The sequence below is a fragment of the Phenylobacterium sp. genome, assembly GCF_016793225.1.
GTDB lineage: Bacteria > Pseudomonadota > Alphaproteobacteria > Caulobacterales > Caulobacteraceae > Phenylobacterium.
Genome location: NZ_JAEUMN010000185.1, coordinates 1 through 13,670 on the forward strand (window position 1 = coordinate 1; position 13,670 = coordinate 13,670).

The 13,670-nt window shown below is 69.7% G+C and carries 11 protein-coding genes; 4 read left to right on the forward strand and 7 right to left on the reverse strand.

Annotated features, from left to right (window positions below; translation table 11 throughout):
- Positions 1-357 precede the first annotated feature (357 nt).
- Entirely contained in the window at positions 358-693 is a 336-nt protein-coding gene (locus tag JNK30_RS21345; protein ID WP_293485521.1) for a GIY-YIG nuclease family protein, read from the forward strand.
- A 183-nt stretch (positions 694-876) separates the two neighbouring features.
- On the opposite strand, the gene JNK30_RS21350 is transcribed toward JNK30_RS21345, so the two are convergent.
- Together JNK30_RS21350 and miaA are read right to left on the reverse strand one after the other, a co-directional pair.
- Positions 877-2,667: an acetolactate synthase 3 large subunit gene (locus tag JNK30_RS21350; RefSeq protein ID WP_293485523.1), complete on the reverse strand. Its 1,791-nt coding sequence runs from the start codon at positions 2,665-2,667 to the stop codon at positions 877-879.
- A 168-nt stretch (positions 2,668-2,835) separates the two neighbouring features.
- On the reverse strand, positions 2,836-3,765 hold the full coding sequence (gene miaA / locus JNK30_RS21355; RefSeq protein ID WP_293485525.1) for a tRNA (adenosine(37)-N6)-dimethylallyltransferase MiaA: 930 nt from the start codon (positions 3,763-3,765) through the stop codon (positions 2,836-2,838).
- Here miaA and serB point away from each other — a divergent pair.
- Positions 3,743-4,654: a phosphoserine phosphatase SerB gene (gene serB, locus JNK30_RS21360; protein WP_293485582.1), complete on the forward strand. Its 912-nt coding sequence runs from the start codon at positions 3,743-3,745 to the stop codon at positions 4,652-4,654. The genes miaA and serB overlap by 23 nt on opposite strands.
- A 55-nt stretch (positions 4,655-4,709) precedes the next feature.
- Positions 4,710-5,369, forward strand: a complete 660-nt coding sequence (locus JNK30_RS21365; RefSeq protein ID WP_293485527.1) for an HAD family phosphatase — start codon at positions 4,710-4,712, stop codon at positions 5,367-5,369.
- 25 nt (positions 5,370-5,394) lie between these two features.
- Here JNK30_RS21365 and JNK30_RS21370 read toward each other — a convergent pair whose 3' ends face one another.
- The 3 genes from JNK30_RS21370 to hflK form a co-directional block, all read right to left on the reverse strand.
- Positions 5,395-5,673, reverse strand: a complete 279-nt coding sequence (locus tag JNK30_RS21370; RefSeq protein ID WP_293485529.1) for a UrcA family protein — start codon at positions 5,671-5,673, stop codon at positions 5,395-5,397.
- A 101-nt stretch (positions 5,674-5,774) separates the two neighbouring features.
- The gene (hflC, locus tag JNK30_RS21375) at positions 5,775-6,686 is read right to left on the reverse strand and encodes a protease modulator HflC (RefSeq protein ID WP_293485531.1); all 912 of its coding nucleotides are present in this window, start codon (positions 6,684-6,686) and stop codon (positions 5,775-5,777) included.
- Positions 6,683-7,846, reverse strand: a complete 1,164-nt coding sequence (gene hflK, locus JNK30_RS21380) for an FtsH protease activity modulator HflK (protein ID WP_293485533.1) — start codon at positions 7,844-7,846, stop codon at positions 6,683-6,685. The genes hflC and hflK overlap by 4 nt, the downstream gene beginning before the upstream one ends.
- Positions 7,847-7,974: 128 nt before the next feature.
- Between hflK and JNK30_RS21385 the strand changes: the two genes are divergently transcribed.
- Positions 7,975-9,120 (forward strand): Mrp/NBP35 family ATP-binding protein, encoded by a 1,146-nt coding sequence (locus JNK30_RS21385; RefSeq protein ID WP_293485535.1) that lies wholly within the window; start codon positions 7,975-7,977, stop codon positions 9,118-9,120.
- Positions 9,121-9,124: 4 nt separating this feature from the next.
- Here the strand turns inward: JNK30_RS21385 and JNK30_RS21390 are convergent, their stop codons facing one another.
- Complete coding sequence (locus JNK30_RS21390) at positions 9,125-10,552, reverse strand: MFS transporter (protein WP_293485537.1); 1,428 nt, start codon at positions 10,550-10,552, stop codon at positions 9,125-9,127.
- A gap of 10 nt (positions 10,553-10,562) precedes the next feature.
- Positions 10,563-11,936: an MFS transporter gene (locus tag JNK30_RS21395; RefSeq protein WP_293485538.1), complete on the reverse strand. Its 1,374-nt coding sequence runs from the start codon at positions 11,934-11,936 to the stop codon at positions 10,563-10,565.
- Between the last annotated feature and the right edge of the window lie 1,734 nt (positions 11,937-13,670).

Here is a 13,670-nt window from a genome sequence, read left to right on the forward strand (position 1 = left end):
TTCCGCCCCTGACCTGCGACCGGGTCCCACGCGGCGTCTTCGGCCCGTCCGACCGCGCCGCCCTCTCCCGGCCTCTCCCACAGCGCTGCCGCGCTTGGGAGAGGAGGCCTCACGATGTTCCAGCCGTCCGCAACGGGTCGAAAGCGCTCTCTGACGCGAGCACCGACAGCCGGCCTTCGCGGCATCACCGGTCAGCGGACGCTGTGCGAGGGGTAGGTTGCGCGCGCAGCACTCCATCCCCCCGTCATCCCGGGCGGAGCGCTCGCCAGAGCGCGGAGACCCGGGACCCAGCCCCTGCGCGCGGCAAGCTGCGCCGGGAAAGGCGACACGCACGCGGCCTCGACCTAACCTGCAGCGATGGTCGGCCGAGACCCCCTCATCGCGGTCTACATCCTGGCGAGCGGGCGCAACGGGACGCTCTACACCGGCGTGACCAGCACCCTCGTCACCCGCATCCGGCAGCACAAGCTCGGGACTTTCGAAGGCTTCTCCAAGACGTACGGCTGCAGGCGGCTCGTCTGGTACGAGGTCCATGCGGTGATGGGCGAGGCGATCCGGCGCGAGAAGCAGATCAAGCGCTGGCGACGGGACTGGAAGCTGCAACTGATCGAGGCCCAGAACCCGGACTGGCGCGACCTGTCCGACGCGTGGTTCGAGGCGCCCGAGGGGCCGCTGTCGTGGATGCAGTCGTAGGCGGCGCGTTGAGGGCTGTGCGGCTGGGTCCCGGGTCTTCGCGCTCTGGCGAGCGCTGCGCCCGGGATGACGGAGCTTGGGGCGCAAGGGTCACCCGGCGGCGAACGGACCTCAGCGGGCGTCATGAGTACCCGCTCTAGCTGACGAAATCGCCGCGCCATTCGGCTGCACGGCTGAGCACCCCTAGACCAGCCGCTTGCCCGCGTCGTCGATGATCGAGCCCAGGTCGCGGGCCTCCTCGGCCATGATCATCTCGTTGTGCGCCTTGCCGGACGGGATCATCGGGAAGCAGTTCTCTTCCTTCGTGACCCGGCAGTCGAACAGCACCGGCTTCCGCACCGAGATCATCTCGGCGATGGCGTCGTCCAGCTCGTCCGGGTGCTCGGCCCGGATGCCCACGCCGCCGTAGGCTTCCGCCAGCTTCACGAAATCGGGCAGGGAGGCCGAGTACGAGTGGCTGTAGCGCTCCCCGTGCAGCAGCTGCTGCCACTGGCGCACCATGCCCATCCACTCGTTGTTCAGGATGAAGATCTTGATCGGCAGGTCGTACTGAACCGCCGTCGACATCTCCTGCATGGTCATCAGCACCGAGGCGTCGCCGGCGATGTCGATGACCAGGCTGTCCGGATGCGCCATCTGCACGCCGACGGCCGCCGGCAGGCCGTAGCCCATGGTCCCCAGGCCGCCCGAGGTCATCCAGCGGTTCGGCTGGTCGAAGTGGTAGAACTGGGCGGCCCACATCTGGTGCTGGCCGACCTCGGTGGTGATGTAGGTGTCGAGGTCCTTGGTCGCGGCGTAGAGCCGCTCGATCGCGAGCTGCGGCTTGATCAGCTTCGCGTCCGGCCGATAGCGGAACGACTGGCGCGCCCGCCAGGCGTCGATCTCGGCCCACCAGGCCTTGAGCGCCGCCGCGTCCATCGAAAGGCGGCGGCTCTTCCAGGCGGCGACCAGGTCCTCCAGCACGCTGGCGGCGTCGCCCACGATGCCCACGTCGGCGCGCACGTTCTTGCCGATCGAGCTGGCGTCGATGTCGATGTGGATCTTCTTCGAGGTCGGCGCGAAGGCGTCGAGCCGCCCCGTCACCCGGTCGTCGAAGCGCGCGCCGACCGCGACCATGACGTCGCAGTCGTGCATGGCGTTGTTGGCCTCGAAGCTGCCGTGCATGCCCACCATGCCCAGCCACTGCGGCGAGGACGCCGGGAAGGCGCCCAGGCCCATCAGGGTGGAGGTGACCGGCGCGCCGGTCAGCTCGGCCAGTTCGCGCAGCAGCAGCGAGGCCTTGGGGCCGGCGTTGATGACGCCGCCGCCGGTGTAGAGGATCGGCTTCTTCGCCTTGGCGAGCAGGGCCACGGCCTCGGCGATCCGGCCGGCGTCGCCCTTCACGCGCGGGGCGTAGTTGTGGCTGTGCTTGACCTCGGTCGGGCCCTGGTAGGTCCCCTTGGCGAACTGCACGTCCTTGGGCACGTCGATGACCACCGGGCCCGGCCGGCCCGAGGTGGCGATGTGGAAGGCCTCGTGCAGGATGCGCGGCAGGTCGGCGATGTCCTTCACCAGGTAGTTGTGCTTGGTGCAGGGCCGGGTGATCCCGATCGTGTCGCACTCCTGGAACGCGTCGGTGCCGATCAGGTGGGTCGCGACCTGTCCGGTGATGACGACCATCGGGATGGAGTCCATCAGCGCGTCCACGATCCCGGTGACGGCGTTTGTGGCGCCGGGGCCCGAGGTGACCAGGACGACGCCGGGCTTGCCGGTGGAGCGCGCGTAGCCCTCGGCGGCGTGGGTCGCGCCCTGCTCGTGACGCACAAGGACGTGCTGCAGGCGCGGCTCGGCGAAGAGGGCGTCGTAGATGGGCAGCACCGCGCCGCCCGGGTAGCCGAAGAGCACTTCCACGCCCTGGTCGATGAGGGCGCGCACGACCATCTCGGCGCCGGACATGGTGGTGGTTTCGGCTTCGATCGTCTGATGGGCGGTCATGAGGCAGGCCTGGTTCAGGGTAATAAAAAAGGCCCTCGATGGGGCCTGGGCAAGCGACCGGACGGTCCTGACGACGAGGTCAGTCCGCTACGGTCGCCTTACGAGTACGAGGATGGTGCGCACGAGAATTCCCGCGAAAGTTCGGATTGGGCGTGTCGCATGCCGCGCCTAGGGCGTCAAGGCCGGTTCTAGGGCAAGAAACTGCCTCCACTGTTCCGCCGCCTCGAGCGCATGGATGCGGGGCCAGTCGGCCATCTGCCCCCGCATCCAGGTCATCTGGCGCTTGGCGTAGCGGCGGGTCTCCTGCTGGGCCGCGGCGATCGCCGCCTCGAGGCTGGTCTCGCCCGCCAGATGCGCCGCCAGCTCGCGCACGCCCACGGCCTTCATCGCGGGCAGGCGAGGGTCGAGGCCGCGGGCGACAAGCGCGCGCACCTCGTCCAGCGCGCCCGCGGCCGCCATGGCGTGCAGCCGGGTGTCGCAGCGGGCGTAGAGCGCGGCGCGCGGCGGCTCCAGGGCGAGCGCGCGCCAGCGCCCCGGCGCCAGCGCGGGCTCGCCGGCCGCCTGCCAGTCGGTCAGGGCCCGGCCGGTGGCGGCGAAGACCTCCCAGGCGCGCACGAGGCGTTGGCGGTCTCCCGGCGCGATGCGCGCCGCCGCCGCGGGGTCGGCCGTGGCCAGGCGGCCGCGGAACTCGGCCTCGCCCAGGGCGGCGTAGTCGGCCTCCGCCGCCCCGCGCACGCCGTCGGGGATGTCGGGCGTCTCGGCCAGGCCCTTCGTGAGGGCCCGGAAGTAGAGCCCCGTCCCGCCGACCACGATCGCGTCGCGCCCGCGCGCCGAGATCCCCTCGAGCGTCTCGAGGCAGGCCCGCAGCCAGCGGCCCACGGACCAGCCGTCGGCGGGGTCGACCGTCCCGAAGAGATGGTGCGGCGCCCGCGCGAGGTCGTCGGGCGCCGGTCCGGCCGTCAGGACCTGCAGGCCGGCGTAGAGCTGCATCGAGTCGGCGTTGACGATCTCGCCGCCCGCCCGCTCGGCCAGGGTCAGGGCCAGGGCCGACTTGCCGCTTGCGGTGGGCCCGGCGATCAGCCAGATGCGGCCGGTCATGGAACTCGTGCTCACCCTCGTCAGCCCCGACGCCGCCGCCGCGCAGGCCGCCGCCGAACGCGCCCGGCAAGCGCTCGCAGCCGCGGGCGCGGGCGTCAAGGCGCCGAAGCCCCTGGGCCTGGGCGCGTACGACCTTCCCCTGATCGCCGAGGCCGCGGCCGCCGAGGCGGTGGTCGCCACCGAACTGGACGGCCTGCCTGTGGACGCCTGCGTGCAGCCGGCCGCCGGCCGCCGCAAGCGCCTCCTGGTGGCCGACATGGATTCCACCATCATCAACGTCGAGTGCCTCGACGAGCTTGCCGACTTCGCCGGCCTCAAGGCCGAGATCAGCGCCATCACCGAACGCGCCATGCGGGGCGAACTGCAGTTCGAGGGGGCTCTGCGCGAGCGCGTCGGCATGCTGAAGGGCCTTTCGACCCGCGCGCTGCAGCAGGCCTACGACGAGCGCGTGCGCCTCAATCCCGGCGCCCGGACGCTGGTGCGCACCATGGCGGCGCACGGCGCCCGCTGCGCGCTGGTGTCGGGCGGCTTCACCTTCTTCACGAGCCGGGTGGCCGAGGCGGCCGGCTTCCACCTCAACCGGGCGAACACGCTGATCGAGGCCAGCGGCGCGCTGACCGGCGAGGTGGGCGAGCCGATCCTGGGCAAGGAGGCCAAGCTGGCCGCGCTGCAGGACGAGGCGGCGGCCCTGGGCGTCCCGCTGTCGGCCTCGCTGGCGGTGGGCGACGGCGCGAACGACCTGGCGATGATCCAGGCGGCCGGACTGGGCGTCGCCTACCGCGCCAAGCCCATCGTCGCGGCGCAGGCGCACGCCAAGGTGGACCACGCGGACCTCACCGCGCTGCTCTACTTCCAGGGCTACCGGGACGACGAGTTCGCGACCGACTGACCCGGCGGCGGGCAGGGGCGTTCCCTGACGCGGCGGAGTGGGCTATCGCGCGCCCATGGTCCTGCCGCGCCCCGTGAAAGCCGTCGTGTTCGACATGGACGGCCTGCTTGTCGACACCGAGACGGTGGTGTTCCGCGCCATGCAGCGCGCGGCCGGCGGGATCGGCTCGGAGATGCCGTTCGCCACCTTCCAGCGCATGGTCGGCCTGACCCATGCCGCCAGCGACCTGATCCTGCTGGATCACTTCGGGGACGGCTTCGACCTGGCGGCCTGGTCGGCGACGGTCAGCGCGCACTTCCGGGAGGAACTGGCGGCGGGCATCGCCCTGAAGACGGGGGTCTTGGAGATCCTCGACGCCCTGGACGGACTGGGGCTGCCCCGCGCCATCGCCACCTCGTCCAGCCTGCAGGCCGTCGAGATGAGCCTTGGCCCGCACAGCATCGTCGACCGGTTCCACGCGCTGATCACCCGCGACGTCCAGACGCGCAGCAAGCCGCACCCGGAGCCCTTCCTGAAGGCGGCCGACGCGCTGGGGGTCGATCCGGCGGACTGCCTCGCGCTCGAGGACAGCCACAACGGCGTCCGCGCGGCCTCCGCGGCGGGCATGATGACGGTCATGGTTCCCGACATGCTGGACCCGACCGAGGAGATGGAGACCCTGTGCGTGCGCATCGCCCGCGACCTGCACGAGGTGCGGGACTGGCTCGCCGGGTAGCGCTCGGTCCGGGGCCGCGCGGCCGTCAGGCGTGGGGGGTCAGGCGGGCTCGGGCGGCGGCGACGGCGTCGCGGCGGCACTTGTAGGCGCGTCCCTCCGCGCCCGGGAACAGCGGCGAGCGGATGTGGGCGCAGAGTTCGCGGCTCGCGGCGGCGAGGCGGCGCGTCATGGCCCGCTCGCCGGACTTGCTGGCCACGTCCAGGTCCGCCAGCGGGACCGGCTGCATCAGGTAGCTGCGCGGCTGCGCCACGGCGGGCGCCGCGGCCACGACCAGCGCCGTCGCCATCCACGCGAGCCTTGGCATCGTGACCCTCCGGCAGTTTACGCCTGTAAGGCGCAGTTGTTGCGCGCCGGGAATATCACGTCAAGCCATTCCAAGGCCACGCTTGGCGGGCGTTTTAGCCGCTAGCGGCGCGTCGCCGCCCCGCCGGTCGGACCGCGCTCGAAGTAGCGGAAGAACGCGCTGTCGGGCGAGAGCACCAGGGTGGTCTGGCCGTCGGCGAAGCTGCGCTCGTAGGCCTGCATCGAGCGGAAGAACGCCGCGAACGACGGGTCGCGCCCGAAGCTCTGGGCGAAGATGCGGGTCCGCAGGGCGTCGCCCTCGCCCATGATCTGGCCCTGCTGCTCGCGCGCGGTGGCCAGCGTGATCGCGACCTCCTTGTCGGCCTCGGCGATGATCTCGCGCTTGCGCTGTTCGCCCTGGGCGCGGAGCTGGGCGGCCTCCTGCTGGCGGGACGTCGACATGCGGCGGAACACGAAGTCGCGGTTCTGGCTCGGCAGGTCGGCGCGCTTGATGCGCACGTCGATCACCTGGATGCCCAGGCGCGACGCCTGGGCCCGGCGCGCCATGTCGGCCCGCGCCTGCTGCATGAGCTGCGCGCGGCGGCCGGAGATGATGTCGGTCGAGGTGGCCGAGCCCAGCACCTGGCGCAGCGACGAGTTGAGCAGCCGCTCGATGCGGTCGCGGGCCGTCTGCTCGTCGCGCAGGGTGCGGTAGAACTGTTCCGGGTCCGAGATGCGGTAGCGCAGGAAGGCGTCCACCACGAGGCGCTGCTGGCCGGCGGTGATGATCTCCTCCTGGTCGGCCTCGATGGCGATGTTGCGACGGTCGAGCCGGATGGCGTCGTCGATCAGCGGCACCTTCATGTGAAGGCCCGCCTGGTCGCGGCCCGGCGGATTGATCACGCCCACGGGATCGCCCAGCCGGACCAGGATCACCTGCTGGCGCTGGTCGACGACGAAGAAGGCGTTGGTGATCAGGAAGAGCGCCGCCAGCCCCAGAAGGACGTAGGCGATCTGGCGCGTCGAAAGGGTCATTGGCCGCTCCTCCCGGTCGTGGCCGCGGCGGGCGCGGGCGGTTGCGGCTGCGGCGCCGGGGCGACGGCGGCGTCGCGCGGGCGGAACACGTCCGGAGGCAGGATGATGGGCGCCGTCGCGCCCTTGGCGTCGATGACCACCTTGTTCGACGATTGCAGGATGCGCTGCATGCTCTCGATGTACAGCCGGTCACGAGTGACGCCGGGCGCGCGCCGGTACTCCGTGTAGATCTGGTTGAACCGGGCGGCCTCGCCCTGCGCCTCGCGCACGGCCTGCTCGCGATAGCCCATGGCGGCCTGGGTGATGCGGGCGGCGTCGCCCTTGGCCTCGTTCACGACCCGGTTGCGGTAGGTGTTGGCCTCGTTCACCGCGGAGTCGGCGTCCTGCTCGGCGCTCTGAACGTCGCGGAACGCGGCCACCACCTCGGGGGGCGGATTGGCGGCCCGGATCTGGACCTCGACGATGCTGATGCCGGCGCCCCAGCCGTCGAGCGCGCGTTGCATGACCTCGGCCGTCTGGCGCTGAACCTGGCCGCGGCCGGTGGAGATGATGGGCTGCAGCTCGGTGCGGCCCACGACCTCGCGCATGGCGCTCTCGGCCACGGCCTTCACGGCGGCCTCCGGATCGCGGGTGGCGAAGAGGTAGCGGGCCGGGTCGGCGATGCGCCAGGTGACGCTGAAGTCCACGTCCACGATCTGTTCGTCGCCGGTCAGCATCAGGCTCTCGGCGGCGGCTTCGCCGCCGGCCGACGCGGCGCCGCCGACATCGGTGCGCTTGAGGCTGGTGACCGGCACCTTCTCCACCCGCTCGATGGGGAACGGCAGGTGGTAGCGCGGACCGGGGCTCTCGATGCGCGAGTAGGAGCCGAAGGTGAGCACCACCGCCTGCTCGTTCGGCTGCACCAGGTAGAAGCCCGAGGCCACCCAGACGGCGACGATGCCGCCGCCGATGAGGGACAGCAGCCGGCGATTCGGCGGACCGCCGTCGCCCCCGAACATGCCGCGCAGGCGCTCGTTCAGCTGCTCGAAGCCGCGGTTGAAATCAGGCCCGCCCGGCCGGCGCGGCCCGCCGCCCTGGGGGCGGCGGGGGCCGTCCCTGCGGTCATCGTTGTTGTTCGGGGAACCCCATGGCCCCGGGTTGGCGTTGTCGTTCCAGGGCATCAGCCGGCGCGCGTGCTCAAAGCGGGTCTCAACTCTCCGACGGCAGTTCCGCCCCCTGCGGGCTTGTAAACCGACGCTGTCAGCCGGATATGGGGCCCCCACCCACTCGATAGCAAGACCAGGGCGGCATGAGCGAACCTCCAGGCCCCGATCGGACCGCCATCCTGCAGGCCCTCGACCGGGTGATCGATCCGAAGTCCGGCAAGGGCCTGACCAGCGCGGGCCTGGTGCGCGGCCTCGTCCTGCGCGGCGGGCGGGCGGCGTTCATGCTCGAGGTCGCGCCCGCCGACATCGACCTCTACCGGCCGGTCCGCGACAAGGCCGAGGGCGTGCTGGCCGAGATCGACGGCGTCGAGCTCGCCCAGGTGGTCCTGACGACCGAGCTTCAGGCTCCCTCGACGCCGCAGCTGCGCGTGTCGCCGCGCCGGGCGCCCGCGGCGGGCGCGGAGGCCCCGCGACCCCGGGCCCGCGTGGCCGAAGACCCGCAGGCGCAGCTCCACCCGATGGTCGACGCGGTCAAGCCGCCCCACGTGAAGCGGGTGATCGCCGTGGCGTCCGGGAAGGGCGGGGTCGGCAAGTCCACGGTCTCGGTCAACCTGGCCGCCGCCCTGGCGCGCCTGGGCAAGCGCGTGGGGCTGCTGGACGCCGACATCTACGGCCCCTCGGCGCCGACCATGCTGGGAATCGACGGCGATCCCACCTTCGACGAGGAGAAGCGCCTGAACCCGATGGAGGCCCACGGCATCAAGGTGATGTCCATCGGCTTCATCGTCGAGCCCGGCACGGCCAACATCTGGCGCGGGCCGATGGCCTCGTCGGCGCTCCGGACCCTCCTGAACTCCAACTGGGGGAGCGAGGCGGAGCCGCTGGACGTGCTGGTGATCGACCTGCCGCCCGGCACCGGGGACATCCAGCTGACCTTGGTCCAGAAGCTGAAGATGGACGGCGTGGTGATCGTCTCCACGCCGCAGGAGATCGCCCTGATCGACGCGCGGCGGGCGGCGGCGATGTTCGACCGGACCGGCGCGCCGATCCTGGGCGTGGTGGAGAACATGGCCTACTTCGTCGACTCCTCGGGGGTGCGGGCGCCGATCTTCGGCACGGGCGGGGCGAAGGCCGAGGCCGAGCGCCTGGGCGTGCCGCTGCTGGCGGAGATCCCGATCGAGGTGGCGTTGCGCGAGGCCTGCGACCTGGGCAAGCCGCTGGTGGCGCAAACCACCGAGAGCGCGGCGGCGCAGGCGTTCCTGGCGCTGGCCGGGAAGGTCGGCGGCTGAGCCGTCAGTCGCGTCGCGGCGGCGGGGCCTCTTCGCCGGTGAGGCTTTCCACGCCCGCACCCGCCAGCATCGCGGCCTCGCGGGCGTCCAACTGGCGGCGGGTCTCGGCCGCGCGCGCGGGGGTGAGGCCGTAGCCCAGCAGGACGAGCGCGCCGAGCGAGACGAACACGATCGGCCCCGCGACGAACACCAGCATCAGCGACCGGACGGCCTCGGGCGTGTTCCTGTCGCCCAGCTGCGGGTCGTAGCCCGTCTGCCCCAGCACCCAGAAGGTGAGCGCGATCCCGACGCCCGCGGCCACCTTGTTGGTGAGCGTGGTCAGCGCGTAGAGCAGGCCGCCGCGCTCCTTGCCCTGGCGCAGGCGCATCTCGTCGGCCACGTCGGCGGTCATGGCCCGGGTCAGGACGTTGAAGCTCGCCGCGAAGAAGCCGGTGAAGAACAGGGTCGGCGCCGAGGCCAGGAGCACGCCCTTGGGCAGGAGCGGCAGGCTGACCAGCAGGAGGGAGTAGAGGATCGCCGAGGCGATCACGGCCCGGTGCTTGCCGATGCGGGTGGCCACCCAGGCGAGGCTGGGCGCGCCCGCGATCCCGGCGACGATGTAGATCAGCAGCAGGATGTTCGCCTGACCAGACGTGAAGCCCATGTAGTCGCGGGAGTAGAAGAGGTAGAGCGCGGCCATCCAGCCGGGGCCCAGCCCGAGCGCGAGGTCGGCGACGATCACCCGGAACATGTTGCGGTCGAACACCAGCTCGACGTAGTCGCGCAGCCGGAAACGGGCGCCGGGCGCATCGCGCATCACCCGTTCGGGCGTGCGCCAGATCACCAGCAGGACCGCGAGGGGCGCCAGCGCGATCAGGTACCAGATCATCGCCCGGATCGCCTGGGCGTCGGTGTAGCCCAGCTGCTCCATCACGATGGGGAACAGCAGCACGCTCACGGCGCCGGCGACGCCCACCGCCGTGATCACCCCGAACAGGCGCGCGCGGTCGTTGTACGAGGCCGCCAGCGTCGAGGCCCATGCCGAATGCGACAGGAGCAGCATCGAGGAGCCCAGGTACATCACGAGCAGGAAGGCCACGAGGCCGCCCGTGCCGACCGAGCTGTCGGCCTGCAGCAGCAGGAACAGACCGGCCATGAGGAAGGGCGCGCCGAGCAGGGTCCAGACCCGATAGCGGCCCCAGCGGGTGGTGGTGCGGTCCATGGCCAGGCCCAGCGCGGGCTCGATCGGCACGTCGATGGCGCGAGCCAGCGCGAAGGCGGCGCCGACGACCGCGAGCTCCACCCCGAGGCTGGCGGCGAAATAGGCCGGCAGGTGCACCGAGACCGCGATCCCCAGCGCGCTCAGCGGCAGGCTGGTGGCGGCGAACGCGAGCGACAGGCCGAGGGAGAGGCGCTGGGGCGACGGGCCGGCCGGGGCCATGGGGCTCGCCATGCGGTGCGGTTCAGGACGGACGGCTGCCGGCAGGGCCGAGATCGACACCGGTGAGCGCCTCGGCGGCGGCGGCGGGGTCGGTCACGCTGGCGTCGCGGAGCTCCAGCTGGCGGCGGATCTCGGCGTGGCGCTCGGCCGACAGTTTGTAGCCGATGAAGCAGGCGCCGGCGGCCATGACGAAGACGATGGGGCCGATGATGTAGGCGAGCTCCAGCCCCAGGATGGCCTCGGGCGTGTTGGAGACGTTGATCCCCACCTTGTAGCCGACCAGCGCGAGCACGTTGAAGGTCAGGAAGATGGCGGCGGCCGAGGCCAGCTTCGAGGTGGCGGTGATGCCGGCGTACATCAGTCCCATCCACTCGCGCCCGCTGTCGAGCCTCAGCTCGTCGGCGATGTCGGCGCAGATCGCGCGGATCATGACGGTGAAGCCGGCCGCCATCGCGCCGACGGCGAACATCAGGGGCGCGAAGACGGCGAAGTTCCCCTTGGGCAGGAAGGGCAGGGCCATGAGGCCCACCGAGTAGGCGGTGGTGGCGAGCAGGAAGGCCACGTGCTTGCTGAGCCGGTTGGCCAGCCAGGCCGCGAACGGCGCGCCCACGAAGCCCGCCGCCACGTAGATCAGCAGCAGCAGGTTGGCGGCGGCGGTGTCGAAGCCGCGGCTGTCCTTGAAGTAGAAGAGGTAGAGGGCCGCCATCCAGCCGGGGCCCAGGGTGACCAGGAGGTCGGCGGCCAGGAGCCGGACCACGTTGCCGCGCGTGAGCAGCTGGGCGTAGTCCTTGAGCGTGAAGTGGCCGGGATGGTCCTGGGCGATCCGCTCGGGGGAGGTCAGCACCACGAGCAGGCAGGTGACCGCGGCGCTGCCGATGATGAACCAGATCATGGCGCGGACGCCCTCGGCGTCGCTGTAGCCCTGCTGGCTCATGAAGATCGGGATCAGCAGCACGGCCATGGAGCCGACGACGCCCAGCGCCGTGAAGGCCCCGAAGACGCGGGAGCGCTCCTTGTAGGTGGAGGCGAGGCGGCCGGCCCAGGCCAGGTGCGACAGGAACACCCCCGAATAACCGAGGTACATGATCAGGAGCCAGACGCCGAGGTAGAGCGCGCCGACGCCCGGGTTCGACGACAGCAGCATGTAGAAGCCGAGCATCAGGACGGGCGCGCCCGCCGCCATCCAGACCCGGTAGCGGCCGAACCGGGTGCGCGTACGGTCCATGGCGAGGCCCATGGCGGTGTCGATGGGGATGTCGACGAAGCGGACCAGGGCGAAGACGGTGCCGACGACGGCGAGCGACAGGCCGAGCTCGGAGGCGAAGTAGCGCGGCAGGTGGACCGTGGCGGCCAGGACCAGGGCGCCGATGGGGATCGACGCGCTGGCGAACACCATCACGCGGGCGAAGGAAAGAGGCCCGCCCGCTGCGCCTGATCCTGAAGTCGACACCTGACCTTGCTCCCCTTGAACGACGCGCCTCTTTCGTCGGGCGCTCGGTCCGCGAGTTAGGCTTGAGCCCGGGCGCGCCCGCAAGCGGATTCGGGTTACATCGCTGAAAGGGAGCGCGGCGGGCGTACCAGTTCTTCGGCTACAAATCCCGCGGGTCAGCTCGTCGCGAACGAGCAGAAGTCGGAGCAGTACGTCTGGAGCGGACAGCCGACGACGACGATCAACGACGCGCATGACCAGCTCAATCGCGACGCGGCCATCGCGGCGGCGTCCGGCTACGACTCCAACGGGAATCTGACCTCCGACGGGACGCGCACCTTCATCTACGACTCGTTTCTGGAAGTTTCTGCGACAGGCGCCGTTGGCGTCGGAGCGGCAGCGACTGCAACAGCCGCACCGATTTCGGTGTTGCGGATGGCGCGCCGCAACGGCAAGGATAAGTTACAGGGTTCGTAGTAGTAACGGGGGCGCGGGTCCCACTGGTAACGTGGCGGGATAGTTATTTCCTTCTCAAGGCACGGTGTATCCGGAGTTATCTCGTCGATTCGGTGTGGGCGTTGGCCTTCATTCAGGCGCAGATGCAACATTCACAGGAACAGTAACTTTTGCTTTCTTGAACAGGTGATTTGCAGTTGCGCAAGAGAAACATAATATTGTCTCAAGTTGCCGAGGTTAATTTGTGGATCGGCGCTTCGACAACATTGATTTCGGCCATATTCTGTTGGATCCCTGTTCTCGGCCCATTAACAATGCACGGAGAAGTGGTGCCTTTGAGGAGGGCTTCAATATTTGGCATCACAAGTGTCGTTTTTCTAGGCGCTTCCGGTGTGCAAGTGGGGCTAGCGACGCACCTTCGCAAAATCCGGAAGCTGAAATCTAAGCCGAAGTAAGATCCGAGGAGAATGTAAAGGCTTTAGAAGCAGTGGTAGAAATCCTAAAGGCATGCGAGCAATATTGATGTCCAAGTTTGATATACTGAGATCTGATCTAATCGCGCTTCTAGTTGTGATAGCAACTAATTCTGCTCTATTTGTTGGGTTGTTTGGAGTTGGCTTCCCGCGTTCTTCGTGGGCATTCTTTGGGTTCGTATGTCTAATGGTGATTCTGACAACTGCCTTCGTTCGGAATTACCTTCGACGCCGACCCTGAGAGTGGCGGCCAGGCAAGCTCGAACGGGCAGCTCCATCTGCTGACGGGATCGACGAGTATACGTGAGTTATCGGATCCGAGGCGGCTAACAAGAACGCTACTGGGCCGAGAGGGTGTTGATGAGTTCGAGCGGAGGGACTCTTCGCATCGTTGTGGCGGCGGCGGTTCTGTTGCTGTGTGCAGCCTTGGCGATTGATCTACTGCTCCAGCAATGGCCACGCCCCGACGGGGTGCCGCACGGCGTTGACGCCCGGTTTTCGCCGCTGGAGGGCCTGACTTGGGACTGGTGCGAAGATACCCCTTCCGGCAGCATCCGTTGGCATGCCGATGAGGATCGCCCGCTTACGCTCTTACTCTACGCTGGCGCTCACTGTACGAACATCCGCCGAGCTAATGGCAGAGTCGTGTTGTCGGATTGGGCCGGGCGACTGACCTTTCCACTCCCTTCATACGACGGTGTTGGTGACAGGTGTCCGGTTGAGATCACGCAAACACTGCGCACCGAGATGCTCAACGTGGCATTGGAAGCAA